Origin of the sequence: Thiohalocapsa halophila, from assembly GCF_016583825.1 — a bacterium.
In the GTDB taxonomy this organism is placed as follows: Bacteria; Pseudomonadota; Gammaproteobacteria; order Chromatiales; family Chromatiaceae; genus Thiohalocapsa; species Thiohalocapsa halophila.
Window position 1 is genome coordinate 32,120 of record NZ_NRRV01000007.1, and the last position, 25,700, is coordinate 57,819.

At 67.4% G+C, this 25,700-nt stretch carries 26 protein-coding genes and 4 tRNA genes; 9 read left to right on the top strand and 21 right to left on the bottom strand.

Features of this window, described 5'->3' with window-relative positions; genetic code table 11:
- The first annotated feature begins 36 nt into the window (after positions 1-36).
- From CKO31_RS04395 to CKO31_RS04405, 3 genes are all read left to right on the top strand, one after another.
- Positions 37-372: a DUF4342 domain-containing protein gene (locus CKO31_RS04395; RefSeq protein ID WP_200234375.1), complete on the top strand. Its 336-nt coding sequence runs from the start codon at positions 37-39 to the stop codon at positions 370-372.
- Positions 373-384: 12 nt separating this feature from the next.
- Positions 385-774, top strand: a complete 390-nt coding sequence (locus CKO31_RS04400; protein ID WP_200234377.1) for a hypothetical protein — start codon at positions 385-387, stop codon at positions 772-774.
- A gap of 74 nt (positions 775-848) precedes the next feature.
- Positions 849-1,064 (top strand): hypothetical protein, encoded by a 216-nt coding sequence (locus tag CKO31_RS04405; protein ID WP_200234379.1) that lies wholly within the window; start codon positions 849-851, stop codon positions 1,062-1,064.
- A gap of 160 nt (positions 1,065-1,224) precedes the next feature.
- Here the strand turns inward: CKO31_RS04405 and CKO31_RS04410 are convergent, their stop codons facing one another.
- The 3 genes from CKO31_RS04410 to CKO31_RS04420 form a co-directional block, all read right to left on the bottom strand.
- Complete coding sequence (locus CKO31_RS04410; protein WP_200234380.1) at positions 1,225-1,710, bottom strand: cyclic nucleotide-binding domain-containing protein; 486 nt, start codon at positions 1,708-1,710, stop codon at positions 1,225-1,227.
- Positions 1,711-1,788: 78 nt separating this feature from the next.
- Positions 1,789-2,607 carry an amidohydrolase family protein gene (locus CKO31_RS27485; protein ID WP_200234381.1) on the bottom strand — a complete coding sequence of 273 codons (819 nt, stop codon included), beginning with the start codon at positions 2,605-2,607 and terminating at the stop codon, positions 1,789-1,791.
- Positions 2,608-3,097: 490 nt separating this feature from the next.
- The gene (locus tag CKO31_RS04420) at positions 3,098-3,796 is read right to left on the bottom strand and encodes a pirin family protein (RefSeq protein ID WP_200234382.1); all 699 of its coding nucleotides are present in this window, start codon (positions 3,794-3,796) and stop codon (positions 3,098-3,100) included.
- Positions 3,797-4,007: 211 nt separating this feature from the next.
- Between CKO31_RS04420 and CKO31_RS04425 the strand changes: the two genes are divergently transcribed.
- Positions 4,008-5,534, top strand: coding sequence for a protein adenylyltransferase SelO (locus CKO31_RS04425; RefSeq protein ID WP_200234383.1), 1,527 nt, complete (start codon positions 4,008-4,010; stop codon positions 5,532-5,534).
- Positions 5,535-5,775: 241 nt separating this feature from the next.
- Here CKO31_RS04425 and CKO31_RS04430 read toward each other — a convergent pair whose 3' ends face one another.
- The 9 genes from CKO31_RS04430 to CKO31_RS04470 all read right to left on the bottom strand — a co-directional run bounded on the left by CKO31_RS04430 (position 5,776) and on the right by CKO31_RS04470 (position 13,169).
- Entirely contained in the window at positions 5,776-6,108 is a 333-nt protein-coding gene (locus CKO31_RS04430; protein WP_200234384.1) for a nucleotidyltransferase family protein, read from the bottom strand.
- Complete coding sequence (locus CKO31_RS04435; protein ID WP_200234385.1) at positions 6,105-6,506, bottom strand: HI0074 family nucleotidyltransferase substrate-binding subunit; 402 nt, start codon at positions 6,504-6,506, stop codon at positions 6,105-6,107. Before CKO31_RS04435 ends, CKO31_RS04430 begins: the two co-directional genes overlap by 4 nt.
- A 60-nt stretch (positions 6,507-6,566) precedes the next feature.
- Positions 6,567-8,006 (bottom strand): exodeoxyribonuclease I, encoded by a 1,440-nt coding sequence (gene sbcB, locus CKO31_RS04440; protein ID WP_200234387.1) that lies wholly within the window; start codon positions 8,004-8,006, stop codon positions 6,567-6,569.
- Positions 8,007-8,089: 83 nt separating this feature from the next.
- Positions 8,090-8,452: a 50S ribosomal protein L19 gene (gene rplS / locus CKO31_RS04445; protein ID WP_200234388.1), complete on the bottom strand. Its 363-nt coding sequence runs from the start codon at positions 8,450-8,452 to the stop codon at positions 8,090-8,092.
- A 38-nt stretch (positions 8,453-8,490) separates the two neighbouring features.
- Positions 8,491-9,252 (bottom strand): tRNA (guanosine(37)-N1)-methyltransferase TrmD, encoded by a 762-nt coding sequence (trmD, locus tag CKO31_RS04450; RefSeq protein ID WP_200234390.1) that lies wholly within the window; start codon positions 9,250-9,252, stop codon positions 8,491-8,493.
- 58 nt (positions 9,253-9,310) lie between these two features.
- The gene (rimM, locus tag CKO31_RS04455; protein WP_242475152.1) at positions 9,311-9,781 is read right to left on the bottom strand and encodes a ribosome maturation factor RimM; all 471 of its coding nucleotides are present in this window, start codon (positions 9,779-9,781) and stop codon (positions 9,311-9,313) included.
- 160 nt (positions 9,782-9,941) lie between these two features.
- Positions 9,942-10,211, bottom strand: a complete 270-nt coding sequence (gene rpsP / locus CKO31_RS04460; protein WP_200234394.1) for a 30S ribosomal protein S16 — start codon at positions 10,209-10,211, stop codon at positions 9,942-9,944.
- A 458-nt stretch (positions 10,212-10,669) separates the two neighbouring features.
- Positions 10,670-11,614, bottom strand: a complete 945-nt coding sequence (locus tag CKO31_RS04465; protein WP_200234396.1) for an alpha-E domain-containing protein — start codon at positions 11,612-11,614, stop codon at positions 10,670-10,672.
- A 94-nt stretch (positions 11,615-11,708) separates the two neighbouring features.
- Positions 11,709-13,169, bottom strand: a complete 1,461-nt coding sequence (locus tag CKO31_RS04470; RefSeq protein ID WP_200234510.1) for a circularly permuted type 2 ATP-grasp protein — start codon at positions 13,167-13,169, stop codon at positions 11,709-11,711.
- A 735-nt stretch (positions 13,170-13,904) separates the two neighbouring features.
- Here CKO31_RS04470 and CKO31_RS04475 point away from each other — a divergent pair.
- Positions 13,905-14,639, top strand: a complete 735-nt coding sequence (locus CKO31_RS04475; protein WP_200234398.1) for a PEP-CTERM sorting domain-containing protein — start codon at positions 13,905-13,907, stop codon at positions 14,637-14,639.
- Between the two features lie 643 nt (positions 14,640-15,282).
- Complete coding sequence (locus tag CKO31_RS04480) at positions 15,283-15,897, top strand: PEP-CTERM sorting domain-containing protein (RefSeq protein ID WP_200234400.1); 615 nt, start codon at positions 15,283-15,285, stop codon at positions 15,895-15,897.
- A gap of 156 nt (positions 15,898-16,053) precedes the next feature.
- Here CKO31_RS04480 and CKO31_RS04485 read toward each other — a convergent pair whose 3' ends face one another.
- The 3 genes from CKO31_RS04485 to xseA all read right to left on the bottom strand — a co-directional run bounded on the left by CKO31_RS04485 (position 16,054) and on the right by xseA (position 19,547).
- A complete protein-coding gene (locus tag CKO31_RS04485; RefSeq protein WP_200234402.1) occupies positions 16,054-16,752 on the bottom strand; it encodes a hypothetical protein in 699 nt (232 codons plus the stop codon).
- A 480-nt stretch (positions 16,753-17,232) separates the two neighbouring features.
- Positions 17,233-17,925, bottom strand: coding sequence for a response regulator (locus CKO31_RS04490; protein WP_200234404.1), 693 nt, complete (start codon positions 17,923-17,925; stop codon positions 17,233-17,235).
- A gap of 218 nt (positions 17,926-18,143) precedes the next feature.
- The gene (gene xseA, locus CKO31_RS04495) at positions 18,144-19,547 is read right to left on the bottom strand and encodes an exodeoxyribonuclease VII large subunit (protein WP_200234512.1); all 1,404 of its coding nucleotides are present in this window, start codon (positions 19,545-19,547) and stop codon (positions 18,144-18,146) included.
- A gap of 353 nt (positions 19,548-19,900) precedes the next feature.
- On the opposite strand from xseA, the gene guaB reads away from it, so the two are divergent.
- From guaB to tadA, 3 genes are all read left to right on the top strand, one after another.
- Positions 19,901-21,367: an IMP dehydrogenase gene (gene guaB, locus CKO31_RS04500; protein WP_200234406.1), complete on the top strand. Its 1,467-nt coding sequence runs from the start codon at positions 19,901-19,903 to the stop codon at positions 21,365-21,367.
- A 153-nt stretch (positions 21,368-21,520) separates the two neighbouring features.
- Positions 21,521-23,101, top strand: a complete 1,581-nt coding sequence (gene guaA / locus CKO31_RS04505) for a glutamine-hydrolyzing GMP synthase (protein ID WP_200234408.1) — start codon at positions 21,521-21,523, stop codon at positions 23,099-23,101.
- A gap of 163 nt (positions 23,102-23,264) precedes the next feature.
- A complete protein-coding gene (gene tadA / locus CKO31_RS04510) occupies positions 23,265-23,747 on the top strand; it encodes a tRNA adenosine(34) deaminase TadA (RefSeq protein WP_242475141.1) in 483 nt (160 codons plus the stop codon).
- 258 nt (positions 23,748-24,005) lie between these two features.
- Here the strand turns inward: tadA and CKO31_RS04515 are convergent, their stop codons facing one another.
- The 6 genes from CKO31_RS04515 to CKO31_RS04535 form a co-directional block, all read right to left on the bottom strand.
- Complete coding sequence (locus CKO31_RS04515; protein WP_200234410.1) at positions 24,006-24,329, bottom strand: STAS-like domain-containing protein; 324 nt, start codon at positions 24,327-24,329, stop codon at positions 24,006-24,008.
- A 235-nt stretch (positions 24,330-24,564) separates the two neighbouring features.
- The gene (locus CKO31_RS27160; RefSeq protein ID WP_274607692.1) at positions 24,565-24,687 is read right to left on the bottom strand and encodes a hypothetical protein; all 123 of its coding nucleotides are present in this window, start codon (positions 24,685-24,687) and stop codon (positions 24,565-24,567) included.
- Between the two features lie 410 nt (positions 24,688-25,097).
- A tRNA-Lys gene (locus CKO31_RS04520) sits at positions 25,098-25,173 on the bottom strand.
- 35 nt (positions 25,174-25,208) lie between these two features.
- Positions 25,209-25,284: transfer RNA gene (locus tag CKO31_RS04525), tRNA-His, on the bottom strand.
- Positions 25,285-25,356: 72 nt separating this feature from the next.
- A tRNA-Arg gene (locus CKO31_RS04530) sits at positions 25,357-25,433 on the bottom strand.
- An 87-nt stretch (positions 25,434-25,520) separates the two neighbouring features.
- Positions 25,521-25,597: transfer RNA gene (locus CKO31_RS04535), tRNA-Pro, on the bottom strand.
- Positions 25,598-25,700: the final 103 nt, after the last annotated feature.

Genomic DNA, 25,700 nt, shown 5'->3' on the forward strand with positions numbered 1-25,700 from the left:
ATGCGTACCTGGGCAACGGCCCGAGGGGTCGAGAGCATGAGCAAGCACAAACGCACCATCACCGAGCGCTTCACGGTTGCCGGCAACGAGCTCGTGGACTTCGTCAAGAAGCTCGTTGCCGACGGCAATGTGCGTAGACTCATTATCCGGCGCCCGAGCGGCGAAGCGCTCATCGAGGTGCCGCTGACGGCCGGCGTCGCTGTCGGCGGCGCGCTGACCTTGCTGGCACCGGTCATCGCGGCGGTCGGTGCCATAGCGGCGCTGCTGGCCAAGTTCGAGGTGGACGTGGAGCGCGTCGACGAGCCGCCCCACTACCTGGAAGAGGGCGAGGACCGTCACTGGAACCGCCTCGACGACGACGAGCAGCGCTGAGCCGGGACCGCGGTGCCGACGCTGTTCTCGATCATCGAGGCGCCGAGCCACCCCCGCTTGTCGGACCTCTACCGGCGCCTGGGCCTAGCGGAGCTGCGTCTTCCCTCGCAGCGCAAGGCCATCCAGGCGCTCAAGCGCGAGGCACCCGACTGGGTGGTCGCCGAATTTTTTTACGGCTTTGGCAACAACTACGCCGGCGCCAACGTCAGCAACCTCGATGTCTTTCTCGCCAGCCTGCAAAAGCACGCGCCGGCCGCGCGTGTCATCGTGCTGGTGGGCAAAGACCAAGCCGGCTATGTGCCGCTGCTGGCGGAGCGCTTTTCGCTACACGCCGTGCTGACGCAACCCGTCAGCGCCTGGGACATGGAGCCAATCCTGCGCGGGGCGGCCTCCGCCGCCTGATCGGCCGCCCGGTCGGCAGACTGACAGACCCGACCCATCCACTCACTCAGCAAGCCACACGAGACCGACGAACGATGGAAGAAGTCAAGAAGACCGACACCCACCGCATCTACAAAAAGCGCTCCGGGCGCCACGCGGTGCAGGACATGAAGACCAAGCAGTGGGTAAACGGCGACGACAAGGCCGCCATCCTGCGCGCCGAAGGCCTGATCGAGCCGCCGAAGCAGAAAGCGCCGGCCCCCGAGGGCGCCGAAGGCAGTGACGAAGCGGCGGGGGACGGAGCGCAGTAGCCCGTCGCACCGGTCGGCGCGCGCCGGGCCGGCTCGCACCAGGGCTGACGCCGGCTTCAGCCGCAGCCGCCGGCTATCCCTGGCAGCACGAGCCCGCGCCCGAGTCCGTGCCCACGGACGATAGACGGGGCCCACAAAGACCGCTTCCCTGCGGCCGGGGTCAAAACACGGCGTGGGTGCGGTACACGTACTTGGTGAGCTCCACGTACTGGGCATTCATGCGGCGCAGAATGTCCTGACTCACCTGCACGATGTTCTGCATTACCCGGTAAACCAGCCAGGGGTCCCGCTCCACCAGCCCTTCGAAGGCCTCGCGCTCCACGCTGCACACCTGGGTGCACCCGAGCGAGCGCAGCGTTGCGGTGTGCGGACGGCCGCTGATGAAGCCCATCTCGCCGGCCAGGTCGCCGGTGCGCAGCACATGGATGGTGGTGTAATCGCCCTTGCCCATCTCGCGAGTCACGGCGATGCCGCCCTCGGCGAGGATGTGCAGGCTGTTGTCCACCTCCCCCTCGTCGATCAACACGTCACCATCGTTGAGGCGGCGGCAGAAGGCGATGCCGGCGAGGGCGCGCACCTGATCATCGGTGAGCCCGGCGGTCAAAGGAGAACTGCGCAGATACGGAAAATCGGTCTCGACATTCATGGACACTGAACTCCCATTGGCTCCCATTGGCTGACCCGGGCAGGACACTACAACCATGACCTTGTCCAATGCAATGGATTAGTCCGGCCGAAACACCCTGACGGCATTCTCCAGCAGCACCTTGCGCCGCACGTCCTCCGGGAGGAAAGACGCCCATCGGCGATGAAACGCCAGAAAGTCGCCGATATGCTCCCAGCCGGTATCGGCCCGGTCCCAGGCATCCAGGCGGTCCACGGGCCAGACGGCGTCGGAGCCGATGATGAAGCGCTCCGGCCAGCGCAGCACCAGCGCCTCCCACGCCGGCAGCAGGCGTCCGTCGTCGCCGCTGATGGGAAAGCTGATAAAGCGCCAAGGATCACGGGCGGAAAGGTCCATCCAAACATTGGGGCAGGCCTCCAGCACCCGCTCCACCTCCTGCGGTGAGAGCGCCGCGCCGGCATGGGCGAGCACCAGGCGGTTCTGGGGCCTGGCCTTGCAGATGGAGAGCGTCGGCTCGGCGCGGGAGAACTCGGTGTGCACCAGCACGGGTACGTCGCGCTCCGCGGCCACCTCCAGCAGCCCCTTGAGTACATCGCTGCGGTTCCAGCGGGCCGCGAAGCCGCCGATTAAGTGCAGCTCGCCGATGCCGTGGTAGCGCCCGGTGGCCAAGGCCTCGCGTACTTCATCCACCAGTCCCTCCCGGCCCTGCCAGCCATACCAATCGCCGCCGCGACGGTAGACGCCGTAGATGGGCACGACGATGTCCGGGGCCAGTGCTTGAAGCTCCAGCGCCCGCTCTGCCGGCGTGCCGGTGACCACGGCAAGCCGAACATGGTTATCCCGCAGCGCCTGCACGGCCTCTGCGGGCGAGGTGACCTCGCCCTGGTTCCATTTGTAGTGGAGGTGGGCGTCGGCCACCGGGAGCTGATCGACAGCCTGCACTGCGGCAGCCCTGGGTGAGTCGGACGTTCCCGCCCCCGGCGCGGGCGGCTCGCTGAGAGCAAGACCCGGGAGGAGACCTGCCGCGAGCAGGAGCGCGCACAGCGCCCCGGCGCCGTGCCACCGCTGTCCTCGGGCGGCACCCGCCCCTGTACCCAAGGACTTGCTTCCCGACCGAGCAGCCTCGCTCCCTACCGGCTGTCCAGCAAGGGGGACGGGTCCAGATTCTCGGGGCAACAGGGACGGGGTAAACAGCGGGGTCAACACGGACGGGCTCGAGTGATTCGGGTTCTTGCACATCGGCTCTGCTCTAATTGCAGCGGGAACACTAGCACGGCGGCGCGCCGCACCGCGCTTGCGCTCAACGCACTCAGAGCAGTCGGCGCCGCGCCTAAGGTGTGATGGCGTTGCGGCGGTTCGCGACGTCGGTTTCCGTTGCTGCCGACGCCCTGCGTGCACACCAGAGCGGTCAGGGCAGGTCGAAGAACAGCACCTCGCCGGCGTCGACGCCTTCGATGACCACATGCTCGCCGGCGGCGATACGGGCACCGTCGCCGGCGACGAGCTCGACGTCATTGAGCCACACCCTGCCGCGGGCGACATGCACATAGCCCTGTCGATCATCGGCGAGCTGGTGGCTCACCGTAACGCCATCATCCGGCAAGGTGCCGTAGAGCAGCGCATCCTGGTGCGTCGCGATGGAGCCGTCGCGGCCGTCCGGCGACACCAGCAGCGCCAGGCGGTTGCGCCTTGCCGCCGCCGGGAAGGCCACCTGCGCATAGCGCGGCTCGACACCCGTCTGATTCGGCAGCAGCCAGATCTGCAGCAGGTGCACGGGCTCCCGCTCGGAGGCGTTGTACTCGCTGTGGCGCACGCCGGTGCCGGCGGCCATGTACTGCACCTCGCCGGGACGGATCACCGAGCCGTTGCCCATGCTGTCCTTGTGCTCCAGGGCGCCGTCGAGCACATAGGTAACGATCTCCATGTCCCGATGGCCGTGGGTCGGGAAGCCGTCACCCGGGGCGATACGGTCATCGTTGATGACCCGCAGGTTTGAAATCCCCATGTGCGCCGGGTCGTAATAGCTGGAGAAGGAGAAGGTATGCCAGGTGTCGAGCCAGCCGTGGTTAGCGTGGCCGCGATCTTCGGCACGGCGGAGGTCGAGCATGGTGGGCTCCGGTGGTCTTGCGTTGATTGGCCGTAACCTAGTGCCGAGGGGCGGTTCGCACCATCACCGGGACCGCAGAAGACTGTTGCCGTGCAGGCAACGGCAGCCGGTCGCGCCAAGTATTGCGCAGTCCGCGCGGCGCCCGTACCTTGTTGCCAATTACCTAGTTATTTGCTCGGGAATCGCCCCCCGCCCAGACACAGGACACACCATGACTGCCACGAGCACCGCCACTGCCCCAGCCGCCGCGCCCCTGCCCCCGTTCGAGCATAGCTACGCCGGGCTGCCCGGGCATTTCTATGCCGAGATCCCGCCGACGCCGGTGCCGGAGCCCTACCTGCTGCGCCTGAACCGCGAGCTGGCGGACGAGCTGGACCTGGACGCGGACTGGCTTGCGAGCCCGGACGGCGTGGCCATGCTCGCCGGCAACCGCCTGCCGGAGACCGCCCGGCCCATCGCCATGGCCTATGCCGGGCATCAGTTCGGCAATTTCGTGCCGAGCCTCGGTGACGGCCGCGCGATCCTGCTCGGCGAGGTCATCGATCGCCACGGCCGGCGGCGGGACCTGCAGCTCAAGGGGTCCGGGCGCACGCCCTTCTCGCGCTCGGGCGACGGTCGCGCCGTGCTCGGGCCGGTGCTGCGGGAGTACATCCTCGGCGAGGCCATGCACGGCCTCGGCATCCCGACGACCCGTGCGCTGGGTATGGTGGCCACCGGTGAGCCGGTATTCCGCGAGCGCCCGGAGCCGGGCGCCATTCTCACCCGCGTCGCCGCGAGCCACATCCGCGTCGGCACCTTCGAGTACTTCGCCCGCCGCGGCGACACCGACTCCGTGCGCACCCTGGCGGACTACCTGATCCAGCGCCATTACCCGGAGCTGGCCGACGGCGATGATGCCTACACCGAGCTCCTCGCCGCCGTCGCCGCGCAGCAGGGGGCGCTCATCGCCCGTTGGCTGCTGGTGGGCTTCATCCACGGCGTCATGAACACCGACAACATGGCGCTGTCCGGGGAGACCATCGACTACGGCCCCTGCGCCTTCATGGACGCCTACGACCCGAATCAGGTCTACAGCTCCATCGACCGCTTCGGGCGCTATGCCTATGGGCAGCAGCCCAGCATCGGCCTGTGGAATCTCACCCAGCTCGCCAACTGCCTGCTGCCGCTGCTGGACGCGGATATGGACACCGCCAAGACCAAAGCACGCTCGGCGCTGGATGCCTACGGCAAGGCCTTCGAGCCCGCCTACTACGGCGGCCTGCGCGCCAAGATCGGCCTCATGGACGGCACCGGCACGGACACCGGCGCCGACGACGAGCTGGTGACCGACCTGCTCGGGCGCATGGCCCAGCACCGGGCGGACTTCACCAACACCTTCCGCCTGCTGAGCGACGCGAGCCCCGAGGACCCGAGCACGCTCGAGCCCATCCGCAGCCAGTTCGCGGAGCCATCCGCCTTCGACGACTGGGCGGCCCAATGGCGCGCCCGGCTGGCCAAGCAGGATGAGACCGACGCGGAGCGCCGAGCCCGCATGCGTGGCCTGAACCCCGCCTATATCCCCCGCAACCATCGTGTGCAAGAGGTCATCGAGTCCGCCACCGACCGCGGCAACTTGGAGCCGCTGGAGCGGTTGCTGGCGGTGGTGTCGCGACCCTTCGAGGACCACCTCGAGCTCGCCGAGTACCGCAAGCCGCCCGCGGCGCACGAGGTGGTGCACCAGACCTTCTGCGGCACCTGAGAGAAACGCCGATGAAGGGGCAGATGCCCCCGGGCGATGCGCGCTGGACCGCGCCAGGCGAGCCCGTCCGGCCGGATCAACGTCGAAAAATCCGCCCACCAGCAGAGTAGCGGCCAGGGTCACCCCCGGCCTCTAGGCTACTGGCTCGAATACCGGGTCTAGGATCAACGCTTTTGCAATCGGGTATGTCGGCTGCCGCGTTGCCGACCCAGGAGCTGAGGAATTGGCTGAAACCGGGTAACTAATGTCCCGCAACCGGCAGCACGACTCGCTCGCGCTCGATGACGCGGCGAAAGCCTTCGGCGGTGCTCGCCCAGTCCACCACGTCCACGGTCCAGGGCAGATCGGATTCGCCGAACGCCTCTTTCAGAGCTGCGAGCCGATGCAGCGACAGGGGCGCATCCGTGATGACGGCGAGATCGAGGTCCGAGTAGCGCCGCGCAGTACCCCGGACGCGGGAGCCGAAGGCCCAAACCGGATAGGCCGGCACGTGCTGCCGCAGGATGTCGCGCACGATGGCCCAGTGCTCCGGCGTGATATCGATGGCCGGCGTGTCGTCGACGGCGTCGCTCACGGTAGACGGCGACTGAGCTCGTCGCGGAGGTGCTCGGCCTCGGCCAGGAAATCGGGGATACCGGCGACCACCTGCAGCGCCGTGTCTTCGGCGTACGTGTGGCTGGTCTTGGCGCGCATCTCCCGGTAGCCGCGCCACATAGGCCAATCGCCGAGCAGCAGGCCTTGATCGCTGCCGGCGCGGATCAAGTCCTGGAAGGTCAGCGCCTGAACCCTATCCGGCGACGCCGCGGTGGCGCTCAGATAGCGCCGCAGCATCTTGTGGCTCAGCTCGTAGGTGAATTCGAAGCGCTGAATGAGTCCGTCACGGATTTGCGTGTCGCTCGTATCCTGACGGTAACGCACGAGACCTTCGCGCAAGCGCGCGACGGCTTGTTCCAGCGGTGTGATATCGAGCATGTGACTCGGCCCTCGACGCCTTCGGCTCGAGAGGAAGGCTAGCACGCGGGCGCGAGGGGGCTAGACGCCCGCGTCCATCACCCGCTCCCCCCAGTCCGCAAGCTCCGCCAGGAGCTGTTGCTTGGCCGGGTCCTCGGCATGCGCGTCGCCGAGCTCGACCAGGCGCGCCTCGAAGGCGTCGATGGTCACCGAGGCGCCTTGCTCCGGGTCGGTGAGGCGCTCGAAGCGCCAGGCGTCCCAGTCCTCGCACTCATTCTCGGTGAGGGTCTCGGGCCAGCTGCGCGCCCGCATGCGAAACAGCAGCGTCGGCAGCCGCGCGTCTTGGAAGCGCGGGTGCTCACCGGCCAGGGCCTGCGGGGTCAGGCCATGCAGCCGGGCCATCTCGCGGACGTCGGCGTCGGAGAAGAAGCCGCCGCCGTAGAGCATCCGCTCGGGATCCCGCGGGCCCGCGTCGGGCTCGCGCCGATGGACCTCGCGGACCTTGGCGGCGATGGCATCCGCGTGCCGGCGGATGATCGCGGCATGGGCGCTGACCTTGGCCGGGTCGATGTCCCAGCGCTCGGCGGCCTCGGCGCCCAAGGTCTTGATGGGCGCGAGCATGGGCACGGCGTTGGTCTTGAGCCCCTTGAGCGGGATGCGCTCCACGCCCTCCGGCAGGTCGTCGCCGGCGGTGAAGACACGGGTGCGGATTTCCTCGACGGAGAGATCCAGCAGCACCGAGGGATCGGCGCGCAGATCGAAGCACCAACGCTGCTTGGGGTTGTCCTCGGCGCCGGCGACCATGAGCACGGGCGCGATGCAGCCCTGCGCCGCCGGGATGCGCTGGGAGACGTGCAGCAGCGGCTCGCCGCGGGCGATGAGGTCGTCGACCACCTGGCGCGAGCGCAGTGTGAGCGCATAGTCGAAGAGCCGCGGCTGGGCGGCCTTGAGCAGGCGGGCCATGGCGATGGTGGCGCGCACGTCGGCCAGCGCATCGTGGGCGCCGGCGTGCGCAACCTCGTTGGCCGCCGTCAGGTCCTCAAGCTTGAAGGAGGTGATGCTGGGCTCGCGCTCCGGCCACTGGATACCGCCCGGGCGCAGGGCATGGGCGAGGCGGAGGGCATCGATCAGGTCCCAGCGCGAGTTGCCGTTTTGGTGGGCGTGGGCGTAGGGCGGCAGCAGGTTGCGGTAGAACAGGTAGCGGGTGACTTCGTCGTCGAAGCGCAGGCTGTTGTAGCCAACGCCACAGGTGCCAGGCGCGGCGAGCTCGCGCTGGATGGCGCGGGCAAATTCGGCCTCCGGCAGGCCGTCGGCTGCCGCGCGCTGGGGCGTGATGCCCGTGACCAGGCAGGCGTCCGGCTGCGGCAGCAGATCCTCCGCGGGCCGTGCGAAGAGCACCAGGGGCTCGCCGACCTCGTTGAGCTCGGTATCCGTGCGCAGCCCGGCGAACTGGCAGGGGCGATCGACGGCCGGGGTGCTGCCCCAGGTCTCGTAGTCGTGCCAGTAGAAGGTGTCTGGCAAGCCTGCGTCCGCTCGGTGGGTGCCTGGTGGCGCCGCGTCTGCCGGGCGCTGCGGCCGGTGCGCGCCGCAGCGCCGAGACGCCGTCAGCTGCCGGCGCGGGGACCGACCTTCTCTTTGATGCGCGCGGCCTTGCCGGTGCGCCCGCGCAGGTAGTAGAGCTTGGCGCGGCGCACGTCACCGCGGCGCTTGACCCGGATCTCCGCCACCGCCGGGCTGTAGGTCTGGAAGACGCGCTCCACCCCCTCGCCGTGGGAGATCTTGCGCACCGTAAAGGCGGAGTTCAGCCCGCGGTTGCGCTTGGCGATGCACACGCCCTCGAACGCCTGCAGGCGCTCGCGGTTGCCCTCCGTCACCCGCACCTGCACCACGACGGTGTCGCCGGGGGCGAAGTCCGGGACGGACTTGCCCATTTGCTCCTTCTCGAGCTCTTCGATGATGTTGCTCATGTTCGCTATGGCTCCTGTTCCGCAGCCTGTGCCGCAGGCTAGTCAGCATCGGGGCCGCCGCGGCCCCGCATGTATTCGTCCAGCAATGCCCGGTCTTCGGCGTCCAGCCCGCGTGCCCGCAGCAGGTCCGGGCGCCGTGCCCAGGTGCGCCCGAGGGCCTGCTGACGGCGCCAGCGCGCGATGGCGGCATGATCGCCGCTCAGCAGCACCCCCGGCACGCGGCGCCCGTCCACCACCTCCGGGCGCGTGTAGTGCGGGCAGTCCAGCAGGCCGTCGCCGTAGGAGTCCTGCGCCGCCGAGTCCGCATGCCCGAGCGCCCCGGGCAGCAGCCGGATCACCGCGTCCATGACCACCATCGCCGCCAGCTCCCCGCCGCTTAGCACATAGTCGCCGATGGACCATTCCTCGTCGACACGGGTCTCGATGAGGCGCTCGTCCACGCCTTCATAACGGCCCGCCAGCAGGATCCATCCCGGTGCGGCAGCGATGCGCCGCATGTCCGCCTGCCTCAGCCGCCGGCCCTGAGGGCTCAGATAGGCCACCCGGCTGTCACGGCCGGCCGCCGCAGCGGCGACCTTGGCGGCGTCGATGGTCGAGCGCAGCGGCTCCACCTTCATCACCATGCCGGGCCCGCCGCCGTAGGGCCGGTCATCGACGGTGCGCTGCGCGTCGGCGGTGAAGTCCCGGGGATTCCAGGTCGCCAGCTCCGCGACGCCCCGCGCCAGCGCGCGGGCGACGACCCCCTCCGCGCTGAGAATCCGAAACTGCTCCGGGAACAGAGTGACGACGTCGAAACGCATCTGTGCTCCCGATGCCGGCCGGCGCGGCCGTGGGCGGCGCCGGCCGCAATTGATCGGATCAGAAGTCTGGATCCCAGTCCACCAGGATCAGGCCCTGCCCGAAATCCACGTCGCGGACGACTTGGTCCCAGACAAAGGGCAAGAGCCGCTCGCGCTCACCCTGCACCACCAGTACGTCGTTGGCGCCGGTGGGGAGCAGATGGCTCACCCGGCCGAGCTCGACGCCGTCCAGGGTCCGTACCGCGAGCCCTTCCAGATCGACCCAGTAGAGCTCGTCCGCACGCGGCGGCGGCAATTGGCCTCGTTGCACGGCGATGGGCTTGCCGACCAGGTCCGCTGCCGCGTCCCGGTCGTCGCAGCCGCCGAGCCGCGCGATCAGCGCCTTGCCGCTTCGCTGCCCTTCGACGGGGTCCATCTCGATGTCGCCCACCAGCCAGGGCCGGTAGGCGAGAATATTCTCCGGCGGGTCGGTGTCCGAGACCACCCGCACCCAGCCGCGTACACCGTGCGGGGCGCCGATGCGGCCCAGCTCAACCCGTCCGCCCGCTTGGCTCTGGGGCTCAGTGGGGGGCTCGGCTGGACGCTCAGCTGGCGGCTCGGCTGGAGAATCGGTGCCGTGCTGCACGTTGCGCTCCGGCCGCGCCGCTGTGCCCGAGTGTCGACCCAAAGGCGCCCGCGGGAGCCCGGTCTCAGGCCTCCAGCGGCGACGCCTCCGCCTGCTTGGCCGCCTCTTTGATCAGGTGCGCCACGCGCTCGGTGGGCTGGGCGCCCTGGCTGATCCAGTGCTCGGCGCGGGCGCGGTCCAAGCGCAGGCGCTCGGCGCCGCCCTTGGCGCAGGGGTCGAAGAACCCGATGCGCTCAATGCTCCGACCGTCGCGGCCACGGCGAATGTCCGCAACGACGATCTGGTAGAACGGCTTTTTCTTGGCGCCGCCGCGGGAGAGACGAATCTTGACCATCTGTGGCTTCCGGTTGATCTGCTTGTTCGACTGCTGATGACCTTGAGGTCCCAGCGTGCTCGGCCCGTCGCCGGTAGGGCGGGCAGGCTAAGGGGCTGCGCGGGGGCGCAGGGAAACCCACTATGATACACGAACGACAGAAAACGGAAAGGGAAATCGCGATCCGTCGGCACAGATCCTGGCGCTCCTGCGGCGCGGCAGCTACCGCCAGAGCGGTGCCAGTCGCCCGCGTTGTCGTTGTCGACGGCGAGACGCCGCTCCCACAGAACACCGCCTCGTGGGAGCGGCATCCCTGCCGCGACGACTTCCAGAGCCGCAGCCAGCATCCGTCGCGGCGAGACGCCGCTCCCACGGCGCGCAGCTCCTGGCGGAAGTGATGATCGAGGCCCGCGGCGCAATCAAGGGTTCAATGACCGCTCCAGCAAGACACGGGCGAGGACTCAGCGCCGCCGCGCCCCTCAGGCCGCCTCCACCGCCAGCGGCGGCGGGAACCAAGTCGCGGCGATCTCGCCGTGCAGCGCTGCGATGCCGAGCTGTACGTCGTCGACGAACCGATGCAGCTCCGACTGGCTCAGCGCCGGCAGATCGGCGCCGTCCAGCAGCCGGGCAGTCCGGCCCACCTCGCGCAGCGAGGCCTCGTTGCGCGGCAGCCGCTCGAGGCCGATGCGTGCGTGCTCGATGCACCAGCGTACCGAGCGCGGGAAGTGTGGATTCTTGAAAATGAACCGCAGCACCGGCCCGCGTTGCACCCGGATCTGCTCGCTGCGGCGGTACATCTGGTAGGCGGTCATGGACTTGAGCACGCTCACCCATTGGATGTTGTCGTAGGGGCGGCCCCCGTCCGTCTGCGGCAACAGGTTGGCGGAGTGCACGTCGGCAATGCGGGTGGTCATGTCGGCGCGCTCCAAATACCGCCCGAGCCGCAGGAACTCGAAGCCCTGGTCATGCAGCATGGTGCCGTCCAACAGACCCGCCAGGGTCTGGCAGCGCAGCACCAGCTCGCGCAGATAGGCGTGGCGGCCGGTCTTCGCCAGGCCCTTTTGCAGCTCGCCGCTCGCGAACAGATGCAGCCCGTTGATCTGCTCCCAGAACTCCCGCGGCACGATGTCGCGGATGGTGCGGCAATTCTCGCGCGCCGCGGCAAGCGCGGTGACGATGGAGCCGGCGTGGCGCTCGTCGCCGAGCAGAAAGCGCACCACCTGGCGCTCGCCATAGTCCTTGTAGTGCTCCTCGAACAGCGCATTGGCGCCGGTGATCTCCACCAGGGGGCGCCAGCCCGGGGCCACCCCCTTGGGCAGATCCAGCAGTAGATTGGCGTTGACGGTGACGATGCGGGCGGTGTCCTCGGCGCGCTCGACATAGCGGGCGAGCCAATAGAGATTCTCGGCGACACGGGAGAGCATGGTCGGGTGTCCTGCGGATACTGGCGCGCGAGGGAGCAGCGAGGTCGGGCCCTTGGTCCACTCGGCCTGCGCCGTGGTCTAGGCTTGGGGTCGTCTAGGCTTGGGATTGAGACTGCGTCTGCGTCTGCGCTTGCGCCTCGGCCTGGGACTGCTCGCCGGCGCCCTCGGGGATGATCCAGGTGTCTTTGCTGCCGCCGCCCTGGGAGGAGTTCACCACCAATGACCCTTTGCGCAGCGCCACCCGCGTCAGCCCGCCCATGGTAACGCTCTGGCGGTCGGCGGAGAGGATGAAGGGCCGCAGATCCACGTGGCGCGGCTCCAGCGCATGCTTGATGACGGTGGGCACCGTGGAGATGCCAAGCGTCGGCTGCGCGATATAGTTGCGCGGGTCCTTCTGCACCAGCTGCACGAACTTGTTGCGCTCCGCCTGGGTCGCCGCCGGCCCGACGATCATGCCGTAGCCGCCAGATTCGTTGGCGGGCTTCACCACCAGCTCCGCGATGTGCTCCACGACATAGTCCAGCGCCTGCGGCTCCATGCAGCGGTAGGTGGGCACGTTCGGAATGATCGGGTCCTGGTCCAGGTAGTACTTGATGATCTCGGGCACGAAGGCGTAGACCACCTTGTCGTCGGCCACCCCGGCCCCGGGGGCGTTGGCGAGCGCCACATTGCCCGCCTTCCAGGCCCGGAGCAGGCCCGGCACACCCAGGATGGAGTCCGCATTGAAGGCCTCCGGGTCCAGGAAGACATCGTCGATACGCCGATAGATGACGTCCACCCGCGCCGGGCCGTCGACGGTGCGCATGTAGCAGCAGTCGTCATCGCCGACGAACAGATCCCGCCCCTCTACCAGCTCCGCGCCCATCTGCTGGGCCAGGTACGAATGCTCGAAGTAGGCGGAGTTGTAGATGCCGGGGGTGAGCACGACCACCTCCGGATACTCCGCCGGCCGCGGCGACAGCGCCGCCAGGGTATCGAAGAGCTGGCTCGGGTAGTCGTCCACCGGCAGCGGGGCATAGTGCTCGAAGAGCTCCGGCAGCACCCGCTTGGTCACCAGCCGGTTCTCCAGCATGTAGGAGACGCCGGAGGGCACGCGCAGGTTGTCTTCGAGCACATAGAGGGTGCCGTCCCGGTCGCGCACCAAGTCCGAGCCGCAGATGTGGGCCCAGATACCAAGCGGCGGATCCACACCGACGCACTGGGGGCGGAAGTTGACCGACTTCTCCAGAACAGATGCCGGGAAGACCTTGTCCTTGACGATGCGCTGGTCGTGGTAGAGGTCGTCGATGAACAGGTTCAGCGCCTGCACCCGCTGCTTGAGACCCGCCTCGACGCGGCGCCACTGCGGCTCCGGGATCACCCGCGGAATGACATCGAAGGGCCAGGCTCGGTCGATCATGCCGCCTTCCTCGGAGTACACCGTGAAGGTGATGCCCATCTCCTTGATGGAGGTGTCCGCGGCCTGCTGCCGAGCGGCGAGCTCTTCGGCGCCGAGCGCATCCAGATCCGCCGCCAGGCCCTCACAGCCGATGCGGGGCCTGCCCGCCCCCTGCATCAGCTCATCGTAGAAGCCCTCGCAGGCATAGTCGTCCCAAGTCCCCTGCGTGGTCACACCTGTTGTCACACCGCCCCCCCGATTCGTCGTCAACCGCTACCGCGCCCGCCGCCTGCAAGCGCCGCGGCAACCGGCCCGGACCCCAGACAGCACGCATTGTGCGCCCTGCCACCGTCCGGCTCAAACACCAGCGGGCGCACACCGCCTCGCAGCCGACACCGCTTTTGCGCTGACCAGCACCGGATTGCGGATTATCAAGTACCCATGCCAACTGTAGTGATATTGTCGTCCCTGGAACCATCCACTCCTCCTTTGGGCCGCTGCACCGCAGCGGCCATCTTTTCTTGGGACTCCCCTAGCCTAAGATCTGAACGGCACCGTGAGGCCCCTCGCTGCTGCGCCCAGCGTCCGCAGGGTCCGCCCATTGCGCACACGCGCCAGTCCAAGCGTTTTTCGGCAATACATTTGTCCTAATCTTTGCGTATATTTACGCAACCGTGTCCAGGGGCTTCCCTGAGGACGCCCTAGCTGCTTGGGCCTTGAAGCCCGGAGGCCGCTGCGCCCTGACACGGTCGTCGAGCAATCAAGCCGGGTGGCCGTGCAGCTCGCAACACTGTTATTGCCAGGGTCATTGCTGGACGGTCAGTCGGCTAACGTAGGCCCGTCTCGCGCCGGCCCGGACTGCCCGTAGGTCACCGATTCCCCCGTAGGTCACCGATTCTAGGAGCTTCCCCCATGCTACAGAACCGCATCCCGAGACGAGCAGTGGCGGCCGCCGGCCTCACGCTGCTCGGCTGTACGAGCGCCAACGCCGCACTCATGTCCTACACGGACTTCCAAACATTCGAGACCGCCCTGTCCAACGCGGGTCTCACATCGGAACGACAGGGCTTCGACAGTACAGCGGCCGGGACGTCACTGAACGGAGCCACCGTAGGCGGCTTTAGCTTCTCCAATTTCAACATCACCCAGGGCGGCGTGACGGCACAGATCGCCAATATCGGCAACAACGCCCGGAGCCCGTCCAACGTCATCGGAACAACCGCGACCACTCCGGGCCTGGCATTCCAAGACAACGACAGCTACGACATCAGCTTCGCGCCCACACAGGCGCTAGGGCTGTTCTTCCTAACCCTCAACACACCTCCCACTATTGCGGCTGACGTGTTCTCGTTGACCGTTGGCAGCGAATCCGTGGGGAACAGCGCCACACCCGATCCTGGTGAGGATAACAACGCCGGAGTACCGCTCTTCGGCACCGATAAGTACTTCCTGGGCTTTATCGATACCGCCAGTACCTTTGGCTCGGCCACGATTACGTCCACGAACCTCGGTGACCAATTCGACTGGTACAACGACGATTTCTACACCGCTGCCGCTGTCCCAGTACCCGCCACGCTGGCGCTGCTCGGGGTCGGCATGGGTATCCTCGGCGCAGCGCGGTTGCGGCGCCGGCGCTGCACAGACTGAGCAGGCGGCGCGGGGCCGGCGCCGTCCAAGTGTCCGGCGCACCCTGGGCTCCTCGCGCGCTAAGATCATCAGCTCAGCCCACGCACACTCCTGCGTGGGCTTTTTTTGCTGTGCCCACGGCGGGCGTTTACGACTTCGACGCTAGGGTGCCCCCAAGTCACTGAGCTGCAGCGAAAAGCCAGAAGCCGAGCGCTCTCACGCACACCGCTAGGATATCTATGGATGGCAAGTGCTTAGGCGGTTTTTACAAACCCCTTCTCAGGCCGGTAAACAGATACAGGCCGGCGATTGTAAAGCCGGCGGATGGGCGTGTGCACCCCATCACAGCGCTCATAAGCAGTTGTTTTGCCTAAGATACGGCACTTGCGGCACGCCAGCGACGCCCCCAGGCGAGCGAACCACGACACGGCGGCGCCGACCTATGTGTAAAAGTGCCTTTACACACTTAGCGAAACCCTATGACACGAAGCGCGCGACACACCGGGCGTGGGCACTTTTTTCTCACCGCTCCAGTAGGTTAGGCGGGCACCCTAGACTCTTGCACAAAGATTGCATGTAGGCGTTACCGGTGATTTTCTGCGGCCGGCTGCGCCTTGAAGGGCGGCGGCCGACAGCCTTCCCTCGACGAACGGAGCCCCTACCGATGCAGCATTCAATTTCGCGCAAGGCGCTGACCAAGGTCTGCGCTGTACTCTCGACACTCGGGACACTCTCGCTGCTTTCCGGGCCCACGGCAGCGGCGCTGTTATCCATTGATTTTTCGGACGGCACCGGCAACAACCTGACTAGCTTCCAGAAGAGCGCGGGAGGCATTCAGGCGACCTTCTCGAACCCGATCGACAGTGGCACTAACGTCTTCGACGTGAATATCCAGGGGCTGGGTATTGGGAGCAATCAGTTCGCGCGCTCCTTCGATGTAATGTTCGACACCGTGATCGAGCTGGTGTCCTACCAGATCGCAGCCAGCCCTACGGGTACAGATCTCAGTTTCAGCCTCGTCGGCCCGGGTGTTTCTTCAGCCAACAACGACGCCACCACCGCAGGGCTGGTGGACTTCTCCGATCAACCCCTGCTCCTGCAAGCCGACCAGGCATACTCAGTGACCGCCAGCTTCACCGGTGCACCCAATACCGCGCGCATCACGACATGGAATTTCAGGGAAGCAGAGGCGCCAGCACCGACCACCTTGGCGCTGCTGCTGGCCGGCCTCGGCACCGCCGCCTTCAGCACCAAAGTCAGGCGACGGCGTCCGACGTGACTTGCGTTGCGCTCTGTCAGGACGACGCCTGAACGCAAAGCGCGCCCCGGACGGGCGCGCTCTTGACTAGCTTGGCGCGTGGGCGGCTGCAGCTTGTTCTAGTGCAACTGCACTTGCAACTGTGTCCGGCGAGCGCTGACCAGCCCGCAGCGGATCTCAGTCGGGTGCGCAGAAGTCCTCTGCATCCTCGCCAACCACCGTCTCCACCGCCAGCCTAGCGTTCTGCCAGATATCGTCGACGATATAGGTGAGAGCATAAATACCCAGGACACCACCCGCGTCGAGGATCTGCTGCGTCGTCCAGGCCGGTGCCAAACCGTCGAAAATCACGGCAGTGTCGGCATTCGCAATGCCAGCCAAGTTCCATGTCAGCGAGCCCCACTCGTCGCCGGGCATGGTGTACGGAGCCGTCTCGCGCAGCGCGTTCTGCATAGCATTGACTCGCGTCGCGAGCGCTGCGAACCCAAGGCTCCCGGTCGGTGCGGCGTCGTTCACAATCGAGCACGCCCGCTTCAGTGCAGTGGCACGAGTCGTCCATGCAATGAGCACCGTGCGCTCCACGCCCCACAAATCGTCAGCTGTCGCCGGATCGGACGCAGGCGGTGTCACGTCGTCCGGCGCGGGGAAACCGACATCGACTTCGAGGAAGGACAGTGCCTGTTCCACGCTGTCCGGATCATCGGAGGCAATCAGCCCGATGTTCGGCAACTGGCTGCGATCCTCCAGAAGCTGAGCCGCCGCGCGGTACTCGTCAGGTGTTTGCGCAGCTTGGGCGGGCATGGTGAGCATGCCAGTCGCGACAATGGCGGCCCATGTGCTCAGAAGCGGCCGCGGGACATTTTGCAGCGTGATCATTTCAACTCTCCAGTGTTGCGGTGTTCGGGTTACTGGCTCTCGTGGCGTAAGCGTCTGCCGAGCAAGCCGCAGCCAGCGGCAGGCCTGCACGACCAATCTCTACGTCACATACTGGACGAGGCCGTGGATTTCACCTACTGGGGAGAGGACTATTCCGCACTAAGGTAGGTGTCGAAACCCTAGGTAAAAACATACCGTGGACAAGACTAAGAAATCCCTCAGCGTGGTTTAGGAGAGTCTCCTACCCCCAAGCAACCCACTGTTCTCTTTGCGGAATCCTGCATCGGGCACGCTCGGAATCCCGCTCCGGGACGCCCCTCAAGCGCTCGCTGCCGGCTTTGACGGGGGTCAATCATCGGACGTCATGCAATGGGCTCGGGCCGCCGCGACACTCTAACGATCGCCGTTGGAGCACGCGGGCGTACCCCTAGCCGGCGGCTGGGGGCTGGGACGAGTCGCGAAGCGGGATGGGGATGCCCGTCAGGTGGAGGGAGGCTCGGCGCCTTCTTTGCCGCTGCTTTCCCGGTCTTCCGAGCGTCGCCCCGGAATGAGCCGATGCTCGAAGGCGTAGGACGTTAGCGCTCGATTGTCCGCAAGACCGGTCTTGCGCAGGATGTTGGAGCGGTGGACATGGACGGTCTTGGGGCTGATCTTCAAGGCTTCGCCGATGTCGGCGATGCTCATGCCGAGCGCAATCAGCCGGAAGATCTCGAACTCGCGATCGGTCAGAAGCTCGTGCGGCACCCGGTCCGAATCGTTGACCATCCGGTCCGCCAGCTGCTCGGCGAGCACGGGGCTGACATAGCGCCGCCCCGACAGCACCCGACCCAGCGCATCCGCCAGCACCTCAGAGGACGCGCTCTTGTGCAGAAAGCCGGCGGCGCCGGTGCGCAGCGCCCTCAGCCCATAGGGCGATTCGGGCATTGCGGTGAACACCAGCACCGCCAAGTCGGGGTGGGTCTTCACCACCCGGCTCAGGAAGCTCATGCCGCCTGCGTCCGACAGGCCGATGTCGATCATTGCGGCGTCCCAGCCGCCGGCACGCAGCTTGGTGATCGCCTCCGGTGCAGAGCCTACGCCCTCAACCTCGACGGACATCCCCGCCACCTGCAGCGCGTGCGCGATGCCGACACGCATAACCGGCTGTTCGTCGACGACAAGCAGTTTCTGCACGCGACCCTCGCTGGCGTTGTCGCTTCGTTAAGCGCGGTCCTATCGCGTCACGTACACGCGGCGACCGCCGGACATCTTGCCCACACCTCCATGTTACGCCAAGGAGGGGTCCAGCTCATCCATGATCCTGTCGTGCCTTGCACGCGCGTCGGCGTTAGACGGACGACGCCATGGGGAGATGCTCCAAGGTGACGGCCTCGCAGCGCCAGCTCGGCGGCTCAGTGATCCGATTCCGATGCCGCTTCGTCTCGCGCCGGCTCCGCCGACACAACGGCGGCTTGCAGCCGGCCCCGCGCAAGCTGCACGCCGATCCGATCGCCGGCGGACACCGCCGCCGCCGAGCGCAGCACATCAGCATCGGGCAGCCGGGTGACGATGGCATAGCCGCGCTGAAGCACGGCGAGCGGGCTCAAGGCATCCAGGCGCGCCCCCGCCAGGCCGAGGCGCTGCCGACGGCGAGCCATGGCGTCGTCGAGCGCGGCCCGCAATCGTGCTTCGGACGCCGCAAGCCGCAGCCGGCGCTCGCGCAGTCGGCGCTGCAGCGCGGTGGCACGCAGGCCCGCACGCCGGCGCTCCAGCGCGGCAGCGCGGTGCGCCAAGCCCCGGCGCAGGGCGCGATCGAGCCGCTGCTGGAGCCCGTCCAGGGTCTGCGCGAACTGTGTCAGGCGCGCGGCGGGGTCGCGCAGCTGCAAGCGCCGGCGTATGGCCAGCAGGCGCTGGCCAGCGGCATTGCTGCGCCCCCTGAGCGCAGCCGCCAGCCGGCGCTGAAGGGCGGTCAGGCGCTGTTGTAGATCCGCAGCAGCGGGCACCGCCGTTTCCGCCGCCGCCGAGGGTGTCGGGGCGCGTTGGTCCGCCGCCAGGTCCGCGATGCTCAGATCCACCTCGTGGCCGATGCCGGTCAGCACCGGGATGGCCGATGCCCGGATGGCGTGGGCCAGCGCCTCGTCGTTGAAGGCCATCAGGTCTTCCAGCGAGCCGCCGCCGCGGGCCAGGATCAGGAGGTCGCACTCGGCGCGGCGATTCGCCAGCGCCAGGGCCGCGGCGATAGCCGCTGCCGCGCCCTCCCCTTGCACCGGCACCGGATAAATCAGCACCGGCACGAGCGGCAAGCGGCGCGCCAGCACCGTGAGCACGTCATGTACTGCGGCGCCATTGGCCGAGGTAATGAGCCCGATGCGTGCCGGCAGTGTCGGCAGCGTGCGCTTCTTGGCCTCGTCGAACAGGCCCATCGCCGCCAAGCGGCGCTTGCGACGCTCCAGCTCCAGGCGCAGGGCCCCTTCGCCCGCCGGCTCCATGTGCTCCACGCGCAGCTGGAAATCCCCGCGTGCCTCGTAGAGCGTGAGCCGGGCCCGCACCAGGACTTGCTGGCCGTTGGTGGGACGAAAGCCCAGTAGCTGGCGGCGCTGGCGAAACAGCGCGCAGCGCACCTGCGCCCCCGTGTCCTTGAGCGTGAAGTAGCAGTGCCCGGAGGGCGGCTCGGCGAGATTCGAAATCTCCCCCTGCACCCAGAGCAGCGGCAGAGAGCCTTCCAGGATGGCGCGTGCCTCCGCATTGAGTCTGGAGACGGTCCAGATATCACGCTGAAAATCGACGGTCTGCTCGGCGGTGGCGGCGAAGGACATGGCTCGGGGCGGACGCGCTGTGCGGGGTTGCGCGCTCGTGCAGTGGACGGCGCGGTGCTGGAAACAAGGGGTGCGGCAGGGCGTTGGCGTGCAGAGGCCCTGTTTCGGCTCGGGCTCGGGCTCGGACTCGGACTCGGACTCGGGCTTGGGCTTGGGCTTGGGCTTGGGCTTGGGCTTGGGCTTGGGCTCCAGATTGAACGCGGGCTCGCACTGGGGGGTCCGGCCGCGCTTGCAGCCGGCCACCGGTATGGCAGGCTCGAGGCCACACCGCGGGTTCCAGTTTACCGCGCCGCGTTGAATTTCTATGATAAGAGGTTAACTCATCGGCACCCGATTCCCGCCGGAGACTCGCCATGCGCCTGCTCGGTGAAGCACTCACCTTCGATGACGTCCTGCTCGTGCCCGCCCACTCGCAGGTGGTGCCGAGCGAAGTTGACCTGTCCACCCAGCTCACCCGCGGCATCGCGCTCAAGATTCCGCTGCTGTCGGCGGCCATGGACACGGTCACCGAAGGCAGGCTGGCCATCGTCCTGGCGCTGGAAGGCGGCATCGGCATCGTGCACAAGAACATGTCCATCGAGCGCCAGGCCCGCGAGGTGCAGCTAGTCAAGCGCTACGAGAGCGGCATCATCCGCGACCCCATCACCGTGGACTCGCAGATGAGCATCGGCGAGGTGCTGGCCATCACCCGCGCGCACAACATCTCCGGTGTGCCGGTCACCGAGGGCGGGCACCTGGCGGGCATTGTCACCGGCCGCGATCTGCGCTTCGAGACCCGTATGGACGCCCCGGTGTCCGCCATCATGACGCCGCGGGAGCGGTTGGTGACGGTAAAAGAAGACGCGACACGCGAGGAGATCCTGGGCCTGCTCCACAAGCACCGCATCGAGAAGGTGCTGGTCGTCAACGACGCCTTCGAGCTGCGCGGGCTGATCACCGTCAAGGACATCCAGAAGGCCGCCGACTTCCCCAAGGCATCCCGTGACAACCACGAGCGCCTGCGCGTCGGCGCGGCGGTCTCCGTGGGCACCGGCACCGAGGAGCGCGCCACGGCCCTGGTGGAGGCCGGCGTCGACGTGCTGGTGGTGGACACCGCCCACGGTCATTCGCAGGGCGTGCTGGAGCGCATCAGCTGGATCAAGGAGCACTTCCCGGACGTGCAGGTCATCGGCGGCAACATCGCCACCGGCGAGGCGGCCAGGGCGCTGGTGGAGGCCGGCGCCGACGCGGTGAAAGTGGGCATCGGGCCCGGCTCCATCTGCACCACCCGCATCGTCGCCGGCGTCGGCGTGCCGCAGATCACCGCAGTGGCCAATGTGCACGAGGCCCTCGCCGGCACCGATGTGCCGCTCATCGCCGACGGCGGCCTGCGCTACTCCGGCGACGTTGCCAAGGTCATCGCCGCCGGGGCCAACAGCGTCATGATCGGCAGCCTGTTCGCCGGCACCGACGAGGCCCCCGGCGAGGTGGAGATCTACCAGGGCCGCTCCTACAAGTCCTACCGCGGCATGGGCTCGCTGGGCGCCATGGGCGGCAAGGAGGGCTCTAGCGACCGCTACTTCCAGGAGCAGACCGAGCCCGGCAAGCGGGTGCCCGAGGGCATCGAAGGACGCGTCCCCTACAAGGGTAGCGTGCTCAATGTCATCACCCAGCTCATCGGCGGCCTCGCCTCCAGCATGGGCTACACGGGCTGCCACACCATCGAGGAAATGCGCACCAAGCCGCAGTTCGTGCGCGTCAGCGCCGCCGGTATGCGGGAATCTCACGTGCACGACGTGCAGATCACCAAGGAAGCGCCGAATTATCGGATTGATAACTGAATGAAGAAGGGCTGAGGGCGGAGGGCTGAGGTTGATCGCGCCGGCGACATGAGCCAGCCCCCTCAGCCCTCAGCCCTCAGCCCTCAGCCCTCAGCCCTGGAACATGCTCCCCCGACCGAGCGCTGTGGCCGCCTACGCAATAGCCTCCCCCCCATGGCCCCTACCAACATTCACGCCGACCGCATCCTGATCCTGGACTTCGGCTCCCAGTACACCCAGCTCATCGCCCGGCGGGTGCGCGAGGCCGGCGTCTATTGCGAGCTCCATCCCTGGGACATGGCTGCGGCCGCGATCCGGGACTTTGCGCCCAGCGGCATCATCCTCTCCGGCGGTCATCAGTCGGTGCACGTCTCCGAGACCCCGCGCGCTGAGCCCGTGGTCTTCGACCTCGGCGTGCCGGTGCTCGGCATCTGTTATGGCATGCAAACCATGGCGGAGCAGCTCGGCGGCAGCGTCGCCGCGGCACTCGAGCGCGAGTACGGCTACGCCCAGGTCCGTGCCCGGGGCCATTCCCGGCTGCTGCGCGACATCGAGGACCACACCACCCCAGAAGGCTACGGCCTGCTGGATGTCTGGATGAGCCACGGCGACCGGGTGGAGACCCTGCCGCCGGGCTTCAGCGTCATCGCCGAGACCGCCAATGCCCCGCTGGCCGGCATCGCCGACGAGTCCCGCGGCTTCTACGGCGTGCAGTTCCACCCCGAGGTCACGCACACGCCCCAGGGGCGGCGCATCATCGCGCGCTTCTGCCACGAGATCTGCGGCTGCGGCAACCTCTGGACGCCGTCCAACATCATCGACGATGCCGTCACGGCCGTGCGCGAGCAGGTGGGCGGCGATCATGTCCTGCTCGGGCTCTCCGGCGGTGTGGACTCGTCCGTCGTCGGCGCCCTGCTCCACCGCGCCATCGGCGAGCAGCTCACCTGCGTGTTCGTGGACAACGGCCTGCTGCGCCTCGGTGAGAGCGACCAGGTGATGGCCACTTTCGCCCGGCACATGGGCGTGCGGGTGATCCGGGTGGATGCCGAAGCCCGGTTCCTGGAGCGCCTGAAGGGCGTCAAAGACCCGGAAGCGAAGCGCAAGCTCATCGGCAACACCTTCATCGAGGTGTTCGACGCCGAGGCCGGCAAGCTCCAGGGCGTCAAATGGCTGGCCCAGGGCACCATCTACCCGGACGTCATCGAGTCCGCCGGTGCCAAGACCGGCAAGGCCAAGGTCATCAAGTCGCACCACAACGTCGGCGGCCTGCCGGAGCAGATGAATCTCGGGCTGGTCGAGCCGCTGCGGGAGCTCTTCAAAGACGAAGTCCGCAAGCTCGGCCTCGAGCTCGGACTGCCGGCGGAGATGGTGCAGCGCCATCCCTTCCCGGGGCCCGGGCTCGGTGTGCGCATCCTTGGCGAGGTCCAAAAAGACTATGCCGACACCCTGCGCCGTGCCGATCACATCTTCATCGAAGAGCTCCGCGCCGCCGGGCTCTACGACCGCGTCTCTCAAGCCTTCGCGGTGTTCCTGCCGGTGCGCTCCGTCGGCGTCGTCGGCGACAACCGCCAGTACGCGCACGTCATCGCGCTCCGGGCCGTGGAGACCGTTGACTTCATGACCGCCCGCTGGGCGAACCTCTCCTACGACTTCTTGGACCACGTGAGCCGGCGCATCGCCAACGAGGTCGAAGGCGTCTCCCGCGTCGTCTACGACATCACCGGCAAGCCGCCCGGCACCATCGAGTGGGAGTGAGGCGCACGGGCAACGCGGACACCCGGTTTGCTCGCTCGCCGAGAAACCGCGCCGGAGAAGCTCGCGCAACGACGCAACGGCGCCGTCTGCCGCTGCGGCTTCACACGCCAGCCGCAAGCCCGACGCAACCCTGTCCGCGGCTCGGGTGGAGCAATCGCGGCCGATGATGCCGGACCAAGCGGACCCGGGCCTGCACTGGATGCGGCATGCCCTTGGGCTCGCCGCGCGCGCGGCGGATGAGGGCGAGGTTCCCGTCGGTGCCGTCGTGGTCCGCGATGGCGAGGTGCTGGGCGAGGGCTGGAACCGCCCCATCGCCGCCCACGACCCCACGGCCCATGCCGAGATCCAGGCCCTGCGAGCGGCGGCCGCCCATGTCGGCAATTACCGCCTCACCGGCGCCGAGCTCTACGTCACCCTGGAGCCCTGCCCCATGTGCGCCGGCGCCATCGTCCATGCGCGCATCGCGCGGGTGAACTATGGTGCCGCCGACCCTAAGGGCGGCGCCTGCGGCAGCGTCTTCGACCTACTGCCGTCCGACGCGCGCTTCAACCACCGCACCACCTGCGAGGGCGGCGTCCTCGCCGCGGCCTGCGGTGATCTCCTGCGCGGGTTCTTCGCTGCGCGACGGCGCGGACAAACGGCCTAGGGAGCAAGCGTGGGAGCCGCCTCCGGGCGGGACGACTTGCAGTGGGCCGGCGCGCTGATCTCGCGGCAAGGATGCCGCTCCCACAACGGATACGGATTGATTGGGGAGATGCCGATTGATTTGGACATCCGGCCCAAAACCGCACGGAGCCGGGCATCGAGCCGATTCAGCCGGTCCAACGCAGCCGCCGGCGTGCTGCGCCGATCGGTGGCGCTGCAGGGCTCCAGGTGGAGCGGCATCTTGAGTCAGCGCCACCGCTCAGTGAGTGCTCGTCTTTAGGTACTGATCCAGGCGATCGGCGGCCACGAAGCGCAGAATCGCACGCGTGTCGTCGGTGCAGTTCTTGAAGATGGGGCGCTGGAGCACGTCCGGCCCCTGCTCCAGGATCAGGCGGCCGATTAACTCATCGACGAAGGACTGCGTGACCGCGGCGCCGGCGAAGTCGACAACCACCTCGAAACCCTGCGCCAGGAAGCCCTCGATGCGCTCGCGTTCCGGCACGGCCGCGTGGCGCATGCCGAAGAAGCGTCCTTCGGCCGCGTGCTGGAGTGGGACGAGCTGTCGTGCTGCAACGTTACGCATGGCGGGTAGTGTCTGCCGATGTCCGGCAAATAGTAACGACCGATTACTCGAACCGCAGTTCCGGTGCTACCGCCTCGCCCAGGGGCAGCAGCACCGGGTTCCACGATCCGGAGGACAGTCGTCAGCCCGATCCCTTTCTTGACGGTATCCTCCCGCACGCCCAGGTTTCGGTTGCAGCTAACCCGCGGCTGAAAGGCGCGCAGTTGCGCAGCCGGGAGACAAAGGACAACAAAGCCTAGTAGTCGTCGGTGTTGTAATAGAGCCTGGAGCTTGCCAGGAGGTTGGCCGGCAAGTACCGTTCCAGCTCCTCCCGCATGGGCGCTGCCTGCTGCGCTGGGTATGTGGCTGTATCGGCCATTCCGATGGTCCACCGGTCGAGCGCAATAGGCGATCTCCCGCTCCAAGGTCGCCGGCTCGCGGCAGACATGGAACAGCCAGCGCCCGAGCTTGCCGCATCCGCATGGCTGCCCGCGCATCAACGATAGACTTCTCTGCGATGGCCGATCTTGACCACGTTGATCACGGGTCGGCTGTCGTGAACCTCAGAGCTTGCGGTAGTCGCCGACCCGGATGCGACACTGGATGTCGCTGCCGGCCAGCTTCCGCGCACCCGGCGGCCCGAGCTCTTCGGCCGGGGCATCGCGCAGATCCGCGAGGTCCTCTCCAGCAGTGCCTTGTACTCCGCCACGGGCAGCAGGACCGACACCCGGCCCGACGTGTCCCACGGGCAAAGAAAAAGGGGCTACGGTCTCCCGTAACCCCTTGACTTGGTGGGCCGTCTAGGATTCGAACCTAGGACCAATGGATTAAGAGTCCACTGCTCTACCAGCTGAGCTAACGGCCCTTTGTGGGGATGGCGCTTAGCAGGGCGCCAATGTTTGGGGCGAACGATGGGGCTCGAACCCACGACCACCTAGGCCACAACCAGGTGCTCTACCAACTGAGCTACGTCCGCCATTGACTTATCGAGCTGTCGCTGCGACGCCGGTCACGCGCTTGGGAGATGCCCACCCGCGGTCTGCGCATTTGGCGCCCCGAGGAGGACTCGAACCCCCGACCAAGAGCTTAGAAGGCTCCTGCTCTATCCGCCTGAGCTATCGGGGCGTAATCTGCTGCGCTGCGCACCACTGCCAACCACTGCACCGAGCCGAGGATGTACCAGCCGGCGCCAGCATGCAGCCGCATCCTTAATGGTCGGGGTAGAGGGATTCGAACCCCCGACATCCTGCTCCCAAAGCAGGCGCGCTACCAGACTGCGCTATACCCCGGCGTCGGCAAGGCTCGAACTCGCAGCGACCTTAAACCGTGCAGCCTATACCCTCTTGCCGTCATCGTCAATATTTTGTGCGCTCGCGTGCGCTCGCCATCTTG

Excerpts from the sequence above, each read along its gene's own strand:
- CKO31_RS04395 (WP_200234375.1), top strand. The coding sequence starts at position 37 with ATGAGCAAGCACAAACGCACCATCACCGAGCGCTTCACGGTTGCCGGC.
- CKO31_RS04405 (WP_200234379.1), top strand. The coding sequence starts at position 849 with ATGGAAGAAGTCAAGAAGACCGACACCCACCGCATCTACAAAAAGCGC.
- CKO31_RS04410 (WP_200234380.1), bottom strand. The coding sequence starts at position 1,710 with ATGAATGTCGAGACCGATTTTCCGTATCTGCGCAGTTCTCCTTTGACC.
- CKO31_RS04420 (WP_200234382.1), bottom strand. The coding sequence starts at position 3,796 with ATGCTCGACCTCCGCCGTGCCGAAGATCGCGGCCACGCTAACCACGGC.
- CKO31_RS04425 (WP_200234383.1), top strand. The coding sequence starts at position 4,008 with ATGACTGCCACGAGCACCGCCACTGCCCCAGCCGCCGCGCCCCTGCCC.
- CKO31_RS04435 (WP_200234385.1), bottom strand. The coding sequence starts at position 6,506 with ATGCTCGATATCACACCGCTGGAACAAGCCGTCGCGCGCTTGCGCGAA.
- rplS (WP_200234388.1), bottom strand. The coding sequence starts at position 8,452 with ATGAGCAACATCATCGAAGAGCTCGAGAAGGAGCAAATGGGCAAGTCC.
- trmD (WP_200234390.1), bottom strand. The coding sequence starts at position 9,252 with ATGCGTTTCGACGTCGTCACTCTGTTCCCGGAGCAGTTTCGGATTCTC.
- rpsP (WP_200234394.1), bottom strand. The coding sequence starts at position 10,211 with ATGGTCAAGATTCGTCTCTCCCGCGGCGGCGCCAAGAAAAAGCCGTTC.
- CKO31_RS04465 (WP_200234396.1), bottom strand. The coding sequence starts at position 11,614 with ATGCTCTCCCGTGTCGCCGAGAATCTCTATTGGCTCGCCCGCTATGTC.
- CKO31_RS04470 (WP_200234510.1), bottom strand. The coding sequence starts at position 13,169 with ATGCAGGGGGCGGGCAGGCCCCGCATCGGCTGTGAGGGCCTGGCGGCG.
- CKO31_RS04475 (WP_200234398.1), top strand. The coding sequence starts at position 13,905 with ATGCTACAGAACCGCATCCCGAGACGAGCAGTGGCGGCCGCCGGCCTC.
- CKO31_RS04480 (WP_200234400.1), top strand. The coding sequence starts at position 15,283 with ATGCAGCATTCAATTTCGCGCAAGGCGCTGACCAAGGTCTGCGCTGTA.
- CKO31_RS04485 (WP_200234402.1), bottom strand. The coding sequence starts at position 16,752 with ATGATCACGCTGCAAAATGTCCCGCGGCCGCTTCTGAGCACATGGGCC.
- xseA (WP_200234512.1), bottom strand. The coding sequence starts at position 19,547 with ATGTCCTTCGCCGCCACCGCCGAGCAGACCGTCGATTTTCAGCGTGAT.
- guaB (WP_200234406.1), top strand. The coding sequence starts at position 19,901 with ATGCGCCTGCTCGGTGAAGCACTCACCTTCGATGACGTCCTGCTCGTG.
- guaA (WP_200234408.1), top strand. The coding sequence starts at position 21,521 with ATGGCCCCTACCAACATTCACGCCGACCGCATCCTGATCCTGGACTTC.
- tadA (WP_242475141.1), top strand. The coding sequence starts at position 23,265 with ATGATGCCGGACCAAGCGGACCCGGGCCTGCACTGGATGCGGCATGCC.
- CKO31_RS04515 (WP_200234410.1), bottom strand. The coding sequence starts at position 24,329 with ATGCGTAACGTTGCAGCACGACAGCTCGTCCCACTCCAGCACGCGGCC.
- CKO31_RS27160 (WP_274607692.1), bottom strand. The coding sequence starts at position 24,687 with ATGGCCGATACAGCCACATACCCAGCGCAGCAGGCAGCGCCCATGCGG.